Annotated in this window: 18 protein-coding genes; 9 read left to right on the top strand and 9 right to left on the bottom strand. The window is 67.5% G+C overall.

What is annotated here, in order from left to right; translation table 11 throughout:
* Positions 1–128: 128 nt before the first annotated feature.
* The 5 genes from DEJ29_RS15765 to DEJ29_RS15745 form a co-directional block, all read right to left on the bottom strand.
* Positions 129–500 carry a hypothetical protein gene (locus DEJ29_RS15765; protein WP_146248413.1) on the bottom strand — a complete coding sequence of 124 codons (372 nt, stop codon included), beginning with the start codon at positions 498–500 and terminating at the stop codon, positions 129–131.
* A gap of 143 nt (positions 501–643) precedes the next feature.
* Positions 644–1,051, bottom strand: a complete 408-nt coding sequence (locus DEJ29_RS15760; protein WP_146248414.1) for a hypothetical protein — start codon at positions 1,049–1,051, stop codon at positions 644–646.
* A gap of 243 nt (positions 1,052–1,294) precedes the next feature.
* A complete protein-coding gene (locus DEJ29_RS15755; protein ID WP_111096086.1) occupies positions 1,295–1,852 on the bottom strand; it encodes a hypothetical protein in 558 nt (185 codons plus the stop codon).
* On the bottom strand, positions 1,852–2,151 hold the full coding sequence (locus DEJ29_RS15750; protein ID WP_146248415.1) for a hypothetical protein: 300 nt from the start codon (positions 2,149–2,151) through the stop codon (positions 1,852–1,854). Before DEJ29_RS15750 ends, DEJ29_RS15755 begins: the two co-directional genes overlap by 1 nt.
* Positions 2,152–2,406: 255 nt before the next feature.
* A complete protein-coding gene (locus DEJ29_RS15745) occupies positions 2,407–2,823 on the bottom strand; it encodes a hypothetical protein (RefSeq protein WP_146248416.1) in 417 nt (138 codons plus the stop codon).
* A gap of 1,499 nt (positions 2,824–4,322) precedes the next feature.
* Between DEJ29_RS15745 and DEJ29_RS15740 the strand changes: the two genes are divergently transcribed.
* The 3 genes from DEJ29_RS15740 to DEJ29_RS15730 all read left to right on the top strand — a co-directional run bounded on the left by DEJ29_RS15740 (position 4,323) and on the right by DEJ29_RS15730 (position 6,317).
* A complete protein-coding gene (locus DEJ29_RS15740) occupies positions 4,323–4,844 on the top strand; it encodes a hypothetical protein (RefSeq protein ID WP_111096089.1) in 522 nt (173 codons plus the stop codon).
* 37 nt (positions 4,845–4,881) lie between these two features.
* Positions 4,882–5,367: a hypothetical protein gene (locus tag DEJ29_RS15735; RefSeq protein WP_111096090.1), complete on the top strand. Its 486-nt coding sequence runs from the start codon at positions 4,882–4,884 to the stop codon at positions 5,365–5,367.
* 86 nt (positions 5,368–5,453) lie between these two features.
* Positions 5,454–6,317, top strand: coding sequence for a hypothetical protein (locus DEJ29_RS15730; protein WP_146248417.1), 864 nt, complete (start codon positions 5,454–5,456; stop codon positions 6,315–6,317).
* A 2-nt stretch (positions 6,318–6,319) separates the two neighbouring features.
* On the opposite strand, the gene DEJ29_RS15725 is transcribed toward DEJ29_RS15730, so the two are convergent.
* The 3 genes from DEJ29_RS15725 to DEJ29_RS15715 are packed head-to-tail and all read right to left on the bottom strand — an operon-like array spanning position 6,320 to position 7,617.
* On the bottom strand, positions 6,320–6,481 hold the full coding sequence (locus DEJ29_RS15725) for a hypothetical protein (protein WP_181438298.1): 162 nt from the start codon (positions 6,479–6,481) through the stop codon (positions 6,320–6,322).
* 53 nt (positions 6,482–6,534) lie between these two features.
* Positions 6,535–6,804 carry an HD domain-containing protein gene (locus tag DEJ29_RS15720; RefSeq protein WP_111096092.1) on the bottom strand — a complete coding sequence of 90 codons (270 nt, stop codon included), beginning with the start codon at positions 6,802–6,804 and terminating at the stop codon, positions 6,535–6,537.
* Between the two features lie 30 nt (positions 6,805–6,834).
* On the bottom strand, positions 6,835–7,617 hold the full coding sequence (locus tag DEJ29_RS15715) for a hypothetical protein (RefSeq protein ID WP_284173867.1): 783 nt from the start codon (positions 7,615–7,617) through the stop codon (positions 6,835–6,837).
* A gap of 615 nt (positions 7,618–8,232) precedes the next feature.
* Here DEJ29_RS15715 and DEJ29_RS15710 point away from each other — a divergent pair.
* From DEJ29_RS15710 to DEJ29_RS15700, 3 genes are all read left to right on the top strand, one after another.
* A complete protein-coding gene (locus DEJ29_RS15710) occupies positions 8,233–9,021 on the top strand; it encodes a DUF2510 domain-containing protein (protein ID WP_181438299.1) in 789 nt (262 codons plus the stop codon).
* A 180-nt stretch (positions 9,022–9,201) separates the two neighbouring features.
* Positions 9,202–9,900: a DUF4839 domain-containing protein gene (locus DEJ29_RS15705; RefSeq protein WP_146248419.1), complete on the top strand. Its 699-nt coding sequence runs from the start codon at positions 9,202–9,204 to the stop codon at positions 9,898–9,900.
* 37 nt (positions 9,901–9,937) lie between these two features.
* Positions 9,938–10,774 (top strand): hypothetical protein, encoded by an 837-nt coding sequence (locus tag DEJ29_RS15700; RefSeq protein WP_111096096.1) that lies wholly within the window; start codon positions 9,938–9,940, stop codon positions 10,772–10,774.
* 149 nt (positions 10,775–10,923) lie between these two features.
* Here DEJ29_RS15700 and DEJ29_RS15695 read toward each other — a convergent pair whose 3' ends face one another.
* Positions 10,924–11,088 carry a hypothetical protein gene (locus tag DEJ29_RS15695; RefSeq protein WP_181438300.1) on the bottom strand — a complete coding sequence of 55 codons (165 nt, stop codon included), beginning with the start codon at positions 11,086–11,088 and terminating at the stop codon, positions 10,924–10,926.
* Between the two features lie 688 nt (positions 11,089–11,776).
* On the opposite strand from DEJ29_RS15695, the gene DEJ29_RS15690 reads away from it, so the two are divergent.
* The 3 genes from DEJ29_RS15690 to DEJ29_RS15680 all read left to right on the top strand — a co-directional run bounded on the left by DEJ29_RS15690 (position 11,777) and on the right by DEJ29_RS15680 (position 17,742).
* Positions 11,777–14,422: a hypothetical protein gene (locus DEJ29_RS15690; RefSeq protein ID WP_111095293.1), complete on the top strand. Its 2,646-nt coding sequence runs from the start codon at positions 11,777–11,779 to the stop codon at positions 14,420–14,422.
* Positions 14,423–14,883: 461 nt separating this feature from the next.
* Entirely contained in the window at positions 14,884–16,005 is a 1,122-nt protein-coding gene (locus DEJ29_RS15685; protein WP_181438218.1) for a DNA polymerase, read from the top strand.
* A gap of 843 nt (positions 16,006–16,848) precedes the next feature.
* The gene (locus tag DEJ29_RS15680; RefSeq protein WP_111095295.1) at positions 16,849–17,742 is read left to right on the top strand and encodes a DNA N-6-adenine-methyltransferase; all 894 of its coding nucleotides are present in this window, start codon (positions 16,849–16,851) and stop codon (positions 17,740–17,742) included.
* Positions 17,743–18,073 lie beyond the last annotated feature (331 nt).

Below are 18,073 nucleotides of genomic sequence, written 5' to 3'. Positions count from 1 at the left end.
TTAGCCGCCTCATTCGTTCCGGTAGCCGATCGTCTTACGGGACACCTCGAAGACTGTTGGGACGGCAGACGAGAGCCGGGCCGTTAGTTCAGACAATGCCTGTCATGTGTGCGGCGCGACGCGCTCAACTACATGTGACGGAGCTTGTCGAGGAACGACCGGAACCCTGCTGTCTTCCGGCTGCGGCTCGTGGTTGTCGCCGATGTTGACGCCGGCTTCGGTGCGCGTTTCGGTGGCGCAGGAGTGTGTCCGTCAGGGACGACGTACCCGCCGCAGTCGACGACAGCGCCACCGCGGCTGACGGTGATGGTCTGCACGTGCATGACGCCGTCGTCGAAGTCGTACGCGCTGCGGGAGCCGTCCTCCGATGGTTCCCGGTGGCTGGCCGCCCAGGTCAGCCGGCCGACGGTCCCGCGAGGAGACGACGCCCACCAGTTCTTCCCGTCCCACTCCACCCGGAGCTCGTCGCCGACGCGGATGTGCAGGATGAGCGGAGTCACGGTGTGCTTGTGCAGGCTTGACGCTTTCGGCGTGCCTCGCGCCTCGAGGACGCGAGCGTAATCGCCGAAGATGCCGAACATCCGGTCGCCGTTCTTGTGGTCCGACCCAACCTGTGGGTAGCCGGCCGCGACCGCAGGAGTGGTCATCCGCAGAAGTCGCAGACGTTCGTCAACGGCATCAGCTCACCACAGCCTGGGTTCGGGCAGCGCTGCTGTTCCGCCTGCCGGCGCTTCGTCCCGCCGCCGTCATGGGCGTTGTTCTCCGGCATCCAGAGACCCCACAGTGGATGCCGTTCGATGCTCTGCCAGGTGGGGTTGCCGGGTCCGCCTGAGGTGACTGCCTCGTCCTGGTCGGTGAACCCGTTCACCCAGCCTTTCGCGATCCGCAGCGGCGGCTTCCCATCGGCTCGTTCCGCGCGAATGTAATCCTGCGTTTCGTGGAACGTGGCGATGCCGATGCGTTCGACGATGCGTTCCACGGTCGGCTGGTTTGCGGTGGGGACCCAGCGGAGCACGTCGTGAATCGCGAGTGGTGTCTGGCTGTCCGGCATGCTGCCCCCTTTTGCTGACGCCGGTCGGGATCCGACGTCAGCAGCATCCTGGCATGAGCGGGTGACTACTCCTCGACGAGGTGGACTTCTTCGTAGAAGAACCGACGCTGCCTGGAAGAGCCGCGGCCGACCTCGTACTGGTTGTACTGGTTCACGACCTTCACGATGTGGTCGTGGAGGCGTTGTCCGTTCGGGGTTCGGTTGAGGGTGTCCTGGTCGACGACCGACCCCTTCGCGAGCCCGCTAACGCGGACGTTGACGGACTTCGTCCCCCTTCGTCGTGCTGGACACGTTGACCGTCGCGCCGTCGGGAAGGAACCCAATGCGTTGCAGGTCCCGCAGGTCGTCGCGGACGTCCCGGGCGACGGCATTGGGTGCCTTCCCCTCGACGCTGCGCATGCCGGCGTACCGCGTGCCGCCGCCAGGCAGTGGGGATTCTGCGAGGTTGAACGGTCGGGCGGCGATGACACCCATGCCGTTCTCGTACCAGTCCTTCCGCCCGTCGGCGTAGACGACTGCAGGTCCGCCGTGGCGGTGCAGGTCGGAGTCGCGGTAGAACGCGAACGACTCGTCGGCGACGTGGACTTCGTAGTGACCGGAGCCGGACGACCACACCTCGACGACATCACCGTCGATGTCGCGGCTGCCCTGGTGATGGAGGCCGATGCGCTGGCCGGCGGGGAGGCCGAGGATGTCCTCGGGGTCGCGAGGTGCCGGCTGGTCGAGCAGGCCGGTGGCCGCTTCCGTGTGCTGCTTGAACGTGAACGTGCCGTCGGAGAGGCGCGGTGTGAACGCCGCCATCAGCGCGCCTGCCCGTCCTCGTCGACACGGCGGTCGCGGGCGACGATAGAGCCGATGAGCTCCGGGCCGACAGTGATGCCGTACGCGATGCCCTCCTCGCCGACCTCGGCGTACTCCGCACGGGCGTTGATGCCGTCGGATTCCTCGAGCCGGTTGCCGACCTCGGACTCCGCAGACGTCAGCGGCCCCCAGCTCTCGTCGTAGCCGTGCGGTTCGGTGAGGGACGAGGTTCGTCGGTCACTGAGCTCGTCGTCGAACACGTCAGCCTCGTGGCCGTCAGCGAATCGGACGCGGAGCATCGGCCCGACCTCCACGTCAACGCCGTCAGCCTCACCGAGCGGGCGGACGATGGTGACGCGCTGGCCGGACCGGTCTGCCAGGTCTGCTCACCGGTGTTCGGCGGCTGCGGGTGCTTGTATGTCGCGGTCTGCTTCGCAGCTGGCAGCGTCACCTCGTCCTGGCTCTGCTGCTTCTCGGTGAACTTCCTGGCCTGGCCGCGCGGGTGGTCGTGTTCCTGGAACGTCATGCCCTACTTGAGTGCGGCGGTAAGGCCCTCAGTCGTCGTCGTCGTCCCAGCCGACGGCGTTCGCTTCGAACTGCCGTGCGGCCTCGTCCACCTCTTCCTTGTGCTTCGCGTCGAGCTTGGCGTAGTCCGCTTCGAACTGGTCCTCGTCGAACCCGCCGTCCATCGACATGGTCATGTCGCTGACAAGGGTGTCCTGTTCGTTCTTGCTCAGTTTCGCCATTGTGTGCTGCTCCTTCAAGTGATGTTCGCTCAGCCTAAAAGGGGCAGCCGGAGGTTCGGTCAGGCGGCGACGGGGACCGTCTTCGCGGTAGTCCGCTTCCGGGCCGAGGGGACGGCGGAGAACCATCGCGACCCACTCACCTTCGGACAGCGTCGTTGCGAGCAGCTTCGACAGTTCGGAGACGTCCGCACCGGCCTGCGTGGACCGGCCGACGGGTGCGTTCATGTTCACCGCTGCGACTGCGTGCGCGAGCGGGGAGAACGTCTGCGACAGGTCACGGTCATCGCGTTCGGTTCGATGGACCCGGCGCGTGTGAACTGCCACACGCGTGCGTCGTCGAGACCTGCCACGCACACCCCTCTTCATCAGTCGCGTCCCACCCGATACGGCAGACGCGCGTTCATGCGTTCGAGCACCAAAGAAGCGGCGAAAAAGGCGACAGCTGATACCCCTCAAGCGAATCTTTGACATACCAATAACGCCCAAGGCACGCCGGGACAATCGCCCGCCGCCTCACCCGTCTCCCGCTGCCCTTTCATTCCTCGGGGTGGTCGTTTGGGTTCGCACCGTGCGGTGGGCGCCCCTCTTCTCGTTCCTCGTGTCGGGGGCTCTCTCCTCGCTGGGCTCGTCGTTCGCGCATCGCGTCGCATCGCGTCGCTGCGCTCCAAGCTATGCCCGACGGCTTCGTTCCTCGGGTCGCCGGCGGGCCTCTCAACGGTCGCTTCGCCACCGTCCCGCCGTCGTCCCGCCACTTACATATGGTCAGCGCTCCGCGCGGTTACCGGTCACCGGTCACGTCCGCAACGCAGCGCGAACCGTCACCGCACCGTGAATGTGACGGACGACGTGCGCGCAGCGCTGTGAGGGAGGAACGACCGAGCACCGGGGCACGAGGAACGAGAGCCCCGGTCAGAACCCCGAGCACACCCGTCCACCTACACCCCAGCCACCCCGCTCTTCGTCACGTCGACGGTCCGCCACCGCTCCGACCACGTGACACTCCCCGCCCCTTCCCGACCACACGCAGCCCCAAGCCGTCCACCGCCACGACCCCGCCGCCGCAGGCGCTCGCGACCGAGGAACGAGGGAGCGACCCCAAGACCCCCAGCCCCGTCCGAACCCGCAGCGACGAAGACCCCCGCGACGACACGTCCCGCAAGTCTCTCCGCCACCACAGCCCGCAAACGTCCCGCCCCACACACCGGACACACCCCGCCAACAAGACGCCCGTCGCCCCGACAGCGCACCAGCCACCGCCCGCTGGGAGCGAAGCGGACAGCGGGACAAGCCAACGCCACGCAGACCACTCCGAACACGCACCGGCAACGCCGGGGACGCGCCAGCGGACCCGGACAGTGTCCGACCCGCTGACCCGCCCCGACTGCCGGTCCGTGAACGTCGCGCCCGCTCGCCCGTGATGAAGTCGCGGGCGGACGTCAGCTTGTCCCGCTGCTTCCTCCTTCGAAGGTCAGGTCACAGTGTCGTCGTGGAGGGTCCGATCGAGTGGTTCTTCGCCCACATGTCCCACGTCTCACCCGTCCTTCCCTCCTCGAGCCCACTCCTCCTGTCCCGGAAATCCGCAGCCCGGAATCTCGCCACGACCCTCGCGGCTACCGCCGGACCGCGGGCCGCTTCGCGTCCCGGGAAGTTCACGGACGGGTCACCGCGACCGCGGTACGCGGGACATGACCCGGACGCGGTGGCATGCTCGAAGGATGGGGTGGATGAGGCAAGCGCCGACGTGGGCGGCCGGGGTCATCATGGCGGTCATGTTCGCCGCCGGCTGGTTCGGCGTGACGTCCATCACCATCCCGGAACTCACCATCGGTGCCCGCGTCGTCGTGGCCGTCGCCACCGGTGCCGCGTTCGGGCTCGTGATGGGGGTCATCCTCGGACGGCAACGACGGCAGTACGGGCAGGCGGCTAACCGCCCCGACTTCGCTCGAGCAGTACGCCGCGGCACCGTCCCACCGGATGTGAACACCGGGCAATGGCGGCAGGCGCTGCTGCGGCGGCAGAAGGAGTACCGGACATTGCGGTGGACGGCGCCGCTGCTGTACCTGCCGATGACCGGCCTCAGCATCTGGCTCGCCGTCACCGGGCAGCCGCTGTTCTGGTTCGCCGCAGCGTTCTTCGTCGGCGTGCTCACCCTCACCGTCGCCGTCACCCCGCGGACGCTCCGGAACACCGACGCGATGCTCACCGAACTCGACCGCCGCGAACACGCCCAACACATCGGCCAGTGACGGCGACGTCAGCCGCCGCTACCGTGAGCGCACGCCCATGGACTTCGACGCAGCACGACGTCGCGCGCACGACGAACTCGACGCCGCCGACACCGCAGCACGAGACCGTGCGGACGCTGCCGCAGCCGCCGCAGCCGAGAAAGCGTCCCATGAGCGGCAGGCGTTGCAGCTTGGGCGGGAAGCAGCCGCAGCACTCACCGCCGCCGGTGTGCCGACGATGAAGAAGCACGTCCTCGTCGCCGGACCTCGAGGCGCTGACCTCATCGGCTGGGAACTTGGGTCGCAGACGCAGCTGCCGACCGTCAGCTTCTGCACCACCGACGGGGCCCTCCACCATCACAGAGGTCACTTCCACGAGCCACTGCACGACCTCGACTCACGCGCCTTCGAACCGAAGCGCTGGGCGGCCATCACGCAAGAGGTCGAGGAAGCCGTCGGGTACCGCCTCGCCGAACACGAACGGAACCCACCCGCGCCGGAGCCCGCATCCAAGAAGCGTGGGCTGTTCGGGTGGAAGCGGTGACCGTGACTGGGGTGCGACCCGAACGCGGGACTGCCACCTGACCGACGGCCGCGCATAGGGTCAGCGGACCGGAAGGACGCCCCCGTATGCCTCGTTGGACAGAACCGCTCGGCACGACGTTCCGGCGACCGCCGAACCTCGTGCCGGTACGACCTGGCGAAGTCCCGCCGGTGCTGTCCTTCAACGACGCGCTCGAGCGGCTCCACGCGCAAGCGCTCACGGACTTCGCGGTGCGTCGCGAAGCGGACGGCTACATCTCCGGTTCGACGCGGGAGAAGCCGATGACGTGGGACGACGTCGAACGGTCGCTACACGAGAAGCTCGAGTCCTACCGGCAGACGCCCCGCGCCCTGGTGCTGCAACTCGGCGTGGAAGTGCAGAAGCCGACGCCGTGGTGGCGTCACACCGGACTCGGTCTCGACCAGTTCCTCGACCCGACCCCGGGACGCTCCCCAGTGGGGAAAGTCGTCTGGTCGCCCGCGCCGGAGGTGCTCGACGACCTGGTGTTCGGGGACCTGTACCTGCTGCCCGGCCAGTACCCGAAGTGGGTGGCGGAATCCATCAGGAACGTCCGCACCGCGTACGGCATCCGTCAGGCGTTCTCCCTCGCCCCTGACGTGCCGCTGCGCTGGGCGAGCCGACTCCGCATCGTGCAAGTCACCGCAGCACTTGAACAGCAGCGCAGCGACCACATCGTCCGGCTCCAGAAAAAGGCGGAAGCCGAAGGTGAGTCCGGCTACCGCGCGTACGACATGTGGCACAACCGGCACGCGCAGACCGTGTTCATGACCCCGACGCTCGGCCGCCGCGTCCTCCGCGCGGGAAGCGTCGCCGAGCTCGCGGACCTCCTGGTCAGCAGCATCCCGTGGCTCACCGACCGCGACCTCACCGAGCAACGGCTCCGCAGCACGCTCGCGGTCCCCGTCGCCCCGCCGGCCGTCCGCCGCTGACCTCAGGGGTCAAGCCGCGGGACCCCGAACTCGTCGAGGATGTCGGCCAGCGTCGTCCCGAGGAACGCCGCGGTCCGTTCGTACTTCCCCTGCAGCCGGGCACGAGTCGCATCGTCGGTAATGGTCGCGGGCGGGCCGGGCCGGGTCGGCGTTGTGGCTGACATCGGCGCGCTTCACTCGCGGCGCGACCGGGTCAGCCATGACCCGAGCCATCGACTCAGCGAGTGTCTCCCCCCGGCGCTTCGTCATCGCGTCCACCGCCGAGACCTGCCGGGGCGGTGAACCCGAGCGCGCGGAGTTCGGCGAGGGTGATGTCCGTGTCCTCGACGACGTCGTGGAGGAACCCGACGACCTGCTGGTCCTCGGTGGTGAGCGGTTCCGCGACCGCGGTCGGATGCTCGATGTACAGCCGGCCGACCTTGTCCACCTGCCCGGCATGCGCCCGGGCCGCCGTCGAATGGGCCAGTCGCACCAGGTCCTTCGTCATGACCCGAGCGTGGCACGACCAACCGACCGGTCAACGGCGAGAACCGACGACGCCGGACACTTCCGTTCCGTTCCCGTCCGGCCACCACACGGACACGGTCTGCCCGTCCTGGTCTCGGGGTGTGTGTTCGAAGGCGACGATGACCTGCTGTGCTTGCCGTCTCGTCGGGACGACCGCTGTCACCCCTGTCCCGCCGACTTCCATCCGGTTGACGCCCGGGTGGTCGGTGACGACCTGCGCTGCGGTGGCGATGGTGGTGTCCGACGCTCCGAACTGTCCCGTCACGCCGGTGGACATCGACCACTTCTTCGCCGTCCCGACGTACACCCACGTGTCCGCCGGGTCATTGAAGTGCGCCCGCAGCCAGGCCGTGGCAGCCATCACCGATGCCGGACTGCGGACACGGATAGTCGTGGAGCCTCCGAACACCTGCGCGACGGTCACCCCGGGCAGAGCCGCTGCTTCCGTCGCCACACGGTAGCCTTGGTCGTCCACCAGGAGCGGCGCAGCAGTCGGTGACGGTGTCGCACCGGACGGGTTGGACAGCTCCAGGTCCCACGCGGAGAGGTCGCCGCCTGCAGCAGCGCTGACCGTTCCCCTTGACGGTCCGAGTGCCGCGCGGACTGCGCGGACCTGCTCGAGCGTGAACCCAGATCGGACATGCACGGTGAAATCTGCGGACCACGACGCCGTCCGCAGGTACTTCCGGGAGACACAGTGAGAATCATCCGGCTGCCAGAACCGCGCGCTCACCCGGGCCACACCAGGCAGCGCTTCGAGACGAGACGACGTCGGCGCGTACTCCGCTGTCACCGACGGTCCGGGTTCCAACGGGGCGCACCAGCCCGCATTGGAGCAGCCTGACAGGGTGGCCGCAACCGCTGCCCCCACAGCAGCGGCCGCGACCCACCGGATTCCCCACACAGACACCACTGTGCCGCGCCCCCAGCACCGGCACATCAACCGGACGGGTGAACTGCGCCCGAAGACACACCCGAGCCAAGACAGGGGCGTCCACTTGCCGCCGGTCAGCGGAGCCAGCGAGTACGGGGCAACGAGGGCTGCGCAGCTACGGCCGGTAGTCCCGCCGCCGTCGGTATGCGTCGTCCTGGTCCGCACGCCGCTTTGCCTCGTCGCCACGAACGCCAGGGCCGGTCCAGCTGGACGCATCGAAGCCTCGCGCGAGCACCCCGAGTATGTTCACGAACCGGTTGACGAACTGCATCGTGCACCACCTCGTGGCCGAGCATGCCACGGTGGAACCCGCCAGGCCACGTCCACGCCCGCAGGAACAGCCCCCGTTCGAAAGTCCGAGTCTGGCGCACCGCGTAGCAGACGCTTCTCCCACGCCGACGACGAGTTAAGGCGAGCTGCTGAGGGCGCCTCATCACCCGTAAGCTGTCACGGTTCGCCGACGAAAGGTGCTCCGTGCACGACGACGCTGCTCCCGCCGCCCCTGCAGGTTGGTACCCCTCGAGCACCGCTGGTGTGGAACGGTACTGGGACGGTGAGACGTGGATCGCCGAACGGCCCAATCCCGACCAGCAGCCGTCACCTCCGGACGCAGACGTCCGCGCCACGGCACCCGAAGCGTCCGCGCCCGCGGTGGCGTCGCCGGGGCTAAACAACGTCCGGACGGTCGGATGGCATGAACACGGGTGGAAGAAGAACACCTACCGGTACTGGACCGGGAAGACATGGGTGAACCCCGGTGACGACGGCTACGACAGCATCACCACCCCGAAACCGGTCCGGGCGAACCCGCAGACGATGGCGACCGGCTGGTGGTTCGTCATCATCGCCGTCCCCGTCCTCGCACTCATCGTCGCCATGCTGACCCTCGGCACCGGCACCCCGGACAACAGCACGACCGACGCCGACACCGCGGTCGTCGCCGACAAGCCAGACATCCCCACCGGCTTCACCGACAACGGCAACGGCATCGCGTTGAAGTGGCTCAAAGAAGGCGACGACGGGTTCGCCGGCGGCTGCGAGTACAGCATCGGCCCCTGCTTCAAGATGGAGGTCTACGCGTACGAGAGCTGCCCCGCCAGCGTCTACGCCGAGGTGAACGGCGTGAACAGCGCCGGCACCGTCATCGCATCCTCCAACGACGCCCTCTCCGCCCTCAATGAGGGGGAGACCGGAGCGCTCGAGTTCACCTTCACCGACCGCGACGTCATCCACGCGAAGTTCATCAGCGCCAGCTGCTTCTGACCACACGGCCTCCAGCGGCATCGCATCGGGCGTCATCACCGGCCGGGTGACAGCAGGTGAGCCGCGCGGACATCGCTACCCTGAGAGAAGCTCGGCAGCTTGTCGGCGGGAATGCGAAGGGCCGAGATGACCGAGGAACAGCCGACGTACGAGACACGGACGGTGAAGTCCGTGCGTGGGATGGAATCCCGAACTCGGACGAGGTGGGAGCAGGACGGCTGGGAACTGGTCTCGATAACCCAGGGGCGGCTGCAGTCGCAGCTGGAGTTCCGACGGCCGAAGAAGCGCATCGGTCGTCGTACACTCCTCGCAGTCGGAGCGGGAGCCGCAGCGCTCGTCGTGGTCATCGTGCTCGGCGCCACCGGGGTGTTCGGCGGCGACGAGGACGTACCAGCTGAGGCCAAGGCGTCAGCCAACTCGGTGGCGCCGAGCACGGAGCCCGCAAACACCGCCGGGAGCCCGTCGGAGCCGAGCCCGACCACGGACACTACGGAGGTCATCACGGCCGAGAACTCGCCCCAGTTCGCAGCACTGCTACAACTCACCGACACCTGCGACACATCGATCGCCGAGTTCGCCGACGAGAGCGAAGGGCGAACCGTCCGACTCGACGGTTCTATCGCTGCGATGGCTCCACACGACGGGGCGAAGTCGCGGTACGACATCCTTATCGGCGCGGGCGACTTCAGCGAGACGTCCGCGCCGGGCCCAGCGTTCCAGTTCAACGACGTGAACACGACGTACGACATGCACTACACGGGTGAGACCCCGTACGGCATCGGTGTCGGGACGAACCTCGCCATCACCGCTGAAGTCAGGGAGTACAACGCCGACCAGTGCCTCTTGCACCTGAAGCCGGTGGAGACCGTGTTCCGGTAGATGTCGTGCCCGCTGTCTCAGCCGCTACGGTCGAACCATGACCGACGATGACGACGTCTCCTTGACCGTCGCCCCTGCGGAGCTTCGGGCGATGCTCGAGCGGGCTCCGCTGGAAGCGGCGGGACGGAATCTCCGGCTGCTGCCGGCGATGGTCGTGAAGAACACTGACGTGTTGTTCGCGGCTCCTGAGGTCACTCTCGACGAGGCGCTCGACATTGCGGTGCACGTCGGCGCGGCGTTCGTCACTCTCGGGGAGCGGCTGTTCGACCTGGCGGAGTTCCTCGGCGACGCCGAAGGGGTACCCGCCGGCATTCGGAACAATGCGGCCAGTCATGATGGTGACCTTGAAGGGATGGACCTTCGGTTCATCGGCGCGGGTGTCTCCTACGCATGGTGGGCGGCCGTGGATTGGTCGCAGGAGTTGACCGCCGAGCTCGAGGATTGGCAGGAGGACGCCGACGAGAAACGCGACCGAGAGCGACGGGAGCGGTTGGCGCGGGCGCAGCAGCTCATCCAGGCCGCCATCGACGATGCCGGAGTCCGTGCGGCGAAACCGATGTCGAGGAAGCCCGTCGTCGAAGCGTTCATCCGCAGCCGCATGGAATCGAAGAACGACGTCGGCGCCGAATACGCGCTCCGGTGGGCGCCGCAACGGGTCGCCGAGGAGTGGCGATCTGCGTACGCGCTCCTCGACAACAGCGCGAAGGTGTTCATCGCCGACCTCCAAGAACTGGCTGAGTGGCAACGGTCGAAGTGGAAGTCCGCCGCGCGTCGAGATGTGCTCCTGCGGTACGCGATGAGCCGCACAGGCGGCTGGGCACCCACCGATAAGTGGCTGAAGGATATGGACGCGAAGTCCGCACCCTCAACCTGACGCGCCGCACAAACTTCGAGCAGGGTCCGCGCACACCCCTGTCAGGGGCATCAACAGCACCAGTGCCGTGATCCGAGGTACGACCGAGGGTGGCGAGGTGCGCGGACGTCCCGTCCGAACGGCTTGCACCCCGGGCAGGACCAGTCGATCTACAGGTCCACCTTCTCCGGCTTCGACGTCGTCGGTGCGACGGGCGTCGCTGGCTTCTTCACCGTCGGGGTGACAGCGCCGTCCTCGCCGCGGAACGCGATCTCTCTGGCGGTGGTGTTCGACGGCGACTGCCCGGCCGGCGCCGGCGCGTCTGCCGACGTCACACGCAGTCCGCGTCTGACACACAACCACTCAGAACGCCTCAGCCTCACACGCTGAGGCGTTTTGCGCGTCCGCGATGCCAGCCGACCGTGACGGGGGTGAGCGGGGAGGCGGTCTTGCCGCTGGTAGGGCCGAAGCGTCTGCCACAGCGGAGGCCAGGCCGCGGGAGACCTGAGAGCGGGTCGCTGTCGCAGCCATGCCGTGTACGCCGTCCGGAGGCGAAGTGCGCCCGAAGCCCCACGCCCAGCCGGCATGCAGCGGGCGCCTGCCGGAGCGATGCGGAGTGAGGAGCTCGTGCGCGCGCGTCAGTTCGGGTCAGGCTCTGACCCGAATTCTCGCTCAGGCCGCGTGCGCCTCGCACCTCAAAGCTAGCCAGGGGGGGATGGGGGGCAGGGGGGGTGTTTTTCGGTCGCTCCCCGTGTAAGGAGAGCGCAGACTCCATTTTCCTCACCCAGCACGACTGAAAAGGACCCCCCTGACCCCCCTAACCCCCCCCCCCCCCCCGTCGGTCGAAAGGGCAGCTCAACCCCGACCGCTAGTCGACCCTCACCCCCGCCTTCCGCGCGTGCCGAAGACGATCCGGCAGGACCACCTCCGGCTGATCTGCTTCTCGCCGCATAGCTCCCTTCGAACGGGCACGCGGCCCACTGAGTGTAGGAACTCACCGCGACCTGAGAGTGGAAGCAAGAGATGATCAGCGGAAACACCATCGCCTTAGAGTCGCTGGGCGGCCACCGCGTACTGCGTACGCTGGAGCTCCTGCGCGGGCAGAGCCTAACCGTCGCTATCGACGGAGCGACCATCGCACCGACTGACGCCCTGCCCGAGGTGATGGCCGGAACTCAGGTGGGCCTGCGTCTCGGGATCCCGGGCCGCGTCGCCCGTACGGACGGGAGCTTCATGTACCCAGTGGCGCTCCGGGCCGCAGACTTGAACGGCGCCACCGGGGAGGCTCTGAGCGACGCGGTTACCCGCGCAAGCCTTGGCCGGCTGATGACGCTGGTTGATGCTGGGTGGTGTGAAGACCTCCCGGATGGCCGCCGCCTCCGCGTCCTCGGGGTCACTGCTCGAAGTGATGAGGAGTACAGGGCGGTACTGAGCAGCCTCGCGACCCGCCGCGCTCTGCAAGACGGCACCGTCATCGCGGACATCGCCGTAGGCGGAAGCACGACAATCGCACCAACCATCACCGAGACTGGCACACACCGACTGGCGAGCGGCGAAGTCGGCATACTGACGCCGGTCACGCATGGCGAGCTGGCCGGTCTCGGCGTATTGCTCGACAGCCTCTCGGACGCACGCGACCCGCGAACCGCTCGGTCGGTGTACGACATCCGAGCCCACGACGAGCAGACCAACAACGTCCGGGACCGCTACAACCGTGGGGCGACCACAGAGGACATGACCCGGTTCCTGACCAGCGCCGGCTGGGTGGAATCCGGCGAAGGCGAAGCCGGCCGGCTCTTCTCCCGCGAGGCCGAGCACGGCGAGCTGCTGGAAGAATCACGAGCTTTTGCCCATGCTTCCGACGTTGGTAACGGTGCCGTCGCACGGGCCTTCGACCTCTGCCTTGAGAGCCCACCGCGCGCCGACATCACCTCACCCGAATACCTCGCGCAGTACCTCGTCGACGAGGGCCACGTCGCGGTCACCGCCGAGGTCTTCACCCGGCACGGCGCCCGCGCCGAGATCGAATCCCAGCAGGAGACCACCAAGGTGATTTCGGACTTCGTGACCGAGGTTCGCGCCGCGCGAAGCGCATCAGACCGCTCCCGGCCGCTCGCCTTTTCGTACGTGCTGGAGGGAGAACCGGCGGGCCCGGTGTACATCGACGCCGGCGGCCGCGTCCGTTATTGGGATTCGCAGTCAGCCTCTCGCCTCATGATCGCAGCAGCGCAGCTTGGCACCAGCTTCACCAGCAAGGACGGTACCGCAGGCTTCCGCCCCACACACCAGCTGCCGCCGACTGTCGTGCAGGGTGTCTTCGAGACGCTGAAAGGGTACGGGGCGCTCCCGCCACTTCACTACGTCGGCCGTGAGCCGGTGCTCACCCGCGAGGGCCGGGTGGTCTCCAAGCCGGGCTACGACATGGCCTCGAAAGCGTTCGTCACGCTTCCGCACCGAGACCGCACCCGCTGGGCCCGTGAATACGCCGTACCGGAGAAGCCGACTCTCGCTGAAGCGCAGGCCGCTTTCGAGATGCTTGACGACGAGCTCCTCTGGGACTTCAACTTCGCGACCCCGGGCGACCGCGCCCGCGCGATGGTGTACCTACTGACGTGCGTGGGCCGACCGCTGCTGAACGGCTCACCCCTTTTTCTCGCGAACGCAGCCGACCGCGGTGCGGGTAAGAGCTACCTACTGCTGATCGGCCGGCTGCTTGCCACGGGTACACCGGCGGCCACCTCCTTCCGGGTGGGTGGCTTCAACGACGACGAGACCGAGAAGAGGCTCGTCGCGCTCCTGATGGCGGGCGGGCGCTTCCTCCACTGCGATGAGGTGCCGCGCGGAGCGAAGCTCTCCGGCCTCATCGTGACCGAGCTGCCGACCGCCCTCGATGGTGAGCAGGAGCGCCGCAAGCTCGGCTCGAACGACGCCGTTAAGCAGACCGGCGTCATCGCGACGATGGCAGGAAACAATGTCGAGCTCGGCGGCGACTACAACCGCCGCGTGATTGAGGTCAGGCTCGGCTCCTTCGGTGCGGGTTCACCGATTGCCCGAACCGAGTACCGCCACCCCTCCCTGCCGAAGTACATTGCGGAGAACCGACCGATGCTGGTTGCTGCTGCACACACCGTCCTCCTCTACGGACTGCAGAACCCGGTCGACACCCCCGGCTATGGCTTCTCGCACAACTGGGCAGCAACCATCCTCGGCGCGCTCACCCATGTCACGAACGAGGGCGGCGTCCCGGTCCACGAAGCCGCTATGGAGGGCTTCTTCGAGAAAGTCGATGAGGACGACGAGCTCGGCGAGGAGTGGGGGCCCATCCTCGAGTACCTGTGGGAGCGTCGGGGTGAAACCCGCCGTACGGCAGCCGACATCCGCCAGGATGCGAGGTCTCCGCTTCAGGGACAGCAGCGGCCGAATCTGCCGACTTCGCTGGCGTTGATCAACCCGATGCTGCCGGAAACCGCTCAGGCCACCGCATGGGGTAAGTCGATGAAGGCAGTACTCGGCACTGGCATCCCGTACCGCGGTACCCGGTATGTGCTGCAGGCTGTGCAGAAGGCAGCGTCGTCGAAGAAGTCGAACTTCTACTTCATCACCGCGAGCGTCGAGGGCGAGCGTCGCATCCCGGGTCGCGCCGCCGAGCCTGAAGGGGCGGCAGCCTGATGACCCGGCTCACGTATGAGGGAGCGGCCGCCTTCGAGCAGTGGCTGCAGTCATCGCGTCGTGGGTTGGGTTTCGCGGTCACTGAAACTCAGCTCGCGGTTGGCGACGCGACGGGGTCCTCGTGGACCGTGCCGCTGCGAGATGACCCGACTGTCCGTAGGGCACTGACCGCCCTCCGGAGCCTGGGCCCCGAAGAATCGAAGGTGTGGGCCGTTCGCGGATCAGCTGCGGCCACAGCACTGCACCGACGTTTCGGCGTGAAACTGTCGACGCTCACCTGGCTGCGAGATGCCTCAACCGCCCACGCGGTGCTTCGGCCGGGGGCTGAGGGCTGGATGATGCCCCGGCCAGGCGTCACATACTCGGATGAGCCTCTTGGTGCTGCACGCGCCGCAGTTGCGTGTGCTCGTGCCGTCGCCGGCTTGGCGGCGGAGAGCACTCCGACTTCCCGTGCGGCAGCAATGCGCTCGGTCCGGCAGGATCACGCGTGGCGTCCGGTACAGGCACGCGGCATCCGTCTCGATGTAGACCGTTTGGTGCGTGAACGAACTGATATCGAGGAGGAGGCGCGCCGGCTTCGGGTGGAGAACGGCGTTGATCTGATGGCTGCGTCGGATGCGGGCGTCGCTGCGGCGCATGCGTGGTTGGCAGCCAACGGCGTCACCGTTCGGGATGCAACAGGTCATCCCTCGCTTGAGCAGAACGCCGTCGCGCAGGCTCAGGTGGAAGATACAACCCGCGCCCGTGTCTCCTACGGTGCGTTGCTAGCCGCCCGTGAGCTGGGCCGCACCCGGGGGAAGCTTCTTGAGCTTGACCGGCTCCGGCAAGGGGACCGGGTGTACCCGCAGATGATTGTTCGGCACACGAAGACCGGCCGCGCGCTCGCGCGGCGCCCCGCGTTGCAGAATCTCGGCCGGGCGCTTCGAGGCATGCTGATGGCGGATCCGGGTTACGTGCTCGTGAGCTTGGATTACCACCAGGTGGAGCCAACGGTCGCTGCCGCGGTGTCCGGCGATGCGCAGCTCGCCGCGGATGTAGCGAGTGGTGACGTGTACACAGCGGCGGCTGCCGATTGGACCTTCGGCGGGGCTCCAATCAATCGGTCGCAGGCGAAAGTGGCTTTCCTGGCCTGCCTGTACGGGCGCGGCCCCGCGAGCACTGCAGCGGATCTCTGCATGTCGGAGAAGGATGCCGCTTCGCTCATTGACGCGGTCTGGACTCGGTACAACCGATTGCAGGAGTACCGGGTTGAGCTGCAGGACCGCTTCGCCGCATCTGAGTTCATGGCGACGCTCGGCGGTCGACCGCTTCCGGCGCTAGGCCGGGGTGAGCTGTACAAGTCACTGAACTGGATGATCCAGGGGAGCGCCGCAGACATCTTTCAAGGAGGAGTCATGCGAGTAGCTGATGCCATCGGCCCCGAAGCACTCTTCCTCGGCGTGCACGACGAGCTCATCCTCCACGTACCCTTCGCGCAAGCCGAGTCTGCACGTCAGGTGCTGGCTGAGCAGATGCCGTGCACGCTCGGCTCCGTGATCATCACCGGTGAGGCCGAGATCCTCGGCACCCACTGGAGGAAGTAAGACCCGCGTCGCCGGACCTCCTACAGATGGCGGCGCTCTCCAGAATCGGCCCTTGCCTGCGTTGCTTCCACTCCGCGGCGGGGGCCGCTTCGTGCCCGTGCAGACACGAGGTGTGAAGGATGGCATCCCCGGCCGCTCGGCACCCCCACCCTTCGCCACCCGCTCGTCTCGCCTCCGCGCATACCGCTTCTATGACACGCGCACTTCTCTGGGCTCACGAGCTCCACGGCGACGGGCGCCTCATCACAGCGGAGTCTCCCGTCGCGCTGGTCGTCGGCATCCTGTGCTTGGAGCCGACAGCCGAGTGGACACCCCGCCGGATTCCCGCCTACGCGGTGGCGCGTGCCGCGATGCGTGCGCAGCGGAGCGCCTGGACGGCTTGGGCCCGTCGTCGCGGTCGTGAATTCCCCGGTGAAGCCGCCGGAGCGCTTCCCGAAGACTCGGTGCGGGCGCTGCGTGCACGGAAGGACGCCCTGTTCGAGGCGGCGGTGCCGGAGCCGTGGAGTGCGGACTGGCCGCCGTTGTATGTGACCCGGCAGATGCTAGGGGTTGGGCGTCGCCTTCCCGAAGGCACGATGGCCGTCGCGGGCTACCCCACCGGTGTACTCCGGGTGATGCAGCATGCGGAAATGATTCAGGTCGGGATTCTGCATCAAGATGGCCGTGGTGGTGCACTCTCGGGACGTGCGGAAAAAGGAGCGCCGACGCCCTGAATCTGCACCACGGAGTGTCGACTGGTAGGTGGCTGGGGAGTGCTGACACGATTTCTGGGTGACGCGCCCTTCCGCCGAATCCGCTGCCCGCCGTGCTGCGCTTACCGCTGAGCTGCGGCGCCTTCACCGAATGGGCCACTCGCAGCGGGCGCTTGCTGAGCGCTTCGCGGTGAACCGGCGGACGGTCTCGGCGCTGCTCACCGGGCCGGCGGCCCGGGCGTCCACGGTCGGCAAGAGGGCCGCCCCGGTGATGGCACCCTTCGAGCAAGCGGTGCTGCATCTTCTGCAGACGGGCGTGCGCAGCCCGCCGGAGATCCGGCGCCGGCTGATTGAGGAGTATGGGCTGCCGGCGGGCACGTCGCCGAACACGGTACGTGACTTCGTGAACCGGAGGCTTAGCTCCGTAGCGCCGCTGCGGCCGAGCACCGGCGTGCGTTCCGGCGATACAGCCTCCGGCGCGGTGGAGTGGTACACGCCCCCGGAGCTTTTCTCGGCGTTCACCGACGACGACGGGGCGCCCATCCACTTCGACGTCGATGTCGCCGCGCCAGGCGTCGATGGCGTCGTGACCAGCCCTCACATTGCTGTGCCGGCCAGCCGATTCATCACGAAGGACCTCGACGCACTGGTGCCGGCGACATCATGGGGTTCTCGTACGAAGTGCTGGATGAACCCGCCGTACGGCTCCCTCTTGCCCGCCTTCACCCGCCGGGCCGCGGAGCACGCCGCCGCGGGCGGGGAAGTGCTCGCCCTGCTGCCGGCGCGGACGGATACGAGGTGGTGGCACAGCACCGTCATGACTCACGCCGACGCGGTTGTCTTCATTCGCTCTCGCCTGCGTTTCATTGACGCGACCGGCCGCCGCGGCGAATCACCGGCGTTCGGCCAGGTGCTTGTCGCGTACGGAGCCACCTTCGCGGATGTGCTCGAGCGGGCCACCACCAGCCCAGCTGCCCTCGGATCTTTCGTCCGGCTACGTGGGAGCGGCACCCCGACCCGGAGCCAAGAAGAAGAGGCAGCGTAGTCTATAAGCAGCCTCCTTCCGTGTCGTCCTTCTAGTGTCGATTCGTGCCGCGGCGAACCCAGCGATGAGCAGACACTGTTCTTGCCGGTCGGTGTCCTATTGCCGGGTGGATGCGCACGCGTACCCGATGAGCTTCACCACTGTCGCGCAACTGACCTCCTTGACGGCCACCTTGGCCGATACCAGCGACAAAAAGTTGTAAGACTTGTTGCACTACTGAATTGCGCAGCGAGTTGCCGGTCCGTTCCAAACGGCGCGCGGCAAGCCCCGACCCGCTACAGACCGAATTTCTTGGTAGCTCTGCTCGCTCTCGCCCCGCTGCATAGTCCGG

This window comes from Curtobacterium sp. MCPF17_021 (assembly GCF_003234605.2).
GTDB lineage: Bacteria > Actinomycetota > Actinomycetes > Actinomycetales > Microbacteriaceae > Curtobacterium > Curtobacterium flaccumfaciens.
Note: the sequence above shows the minus strand (reverse complement) of the source record. Positions and strands in the feature narration are given on the sequence as shown.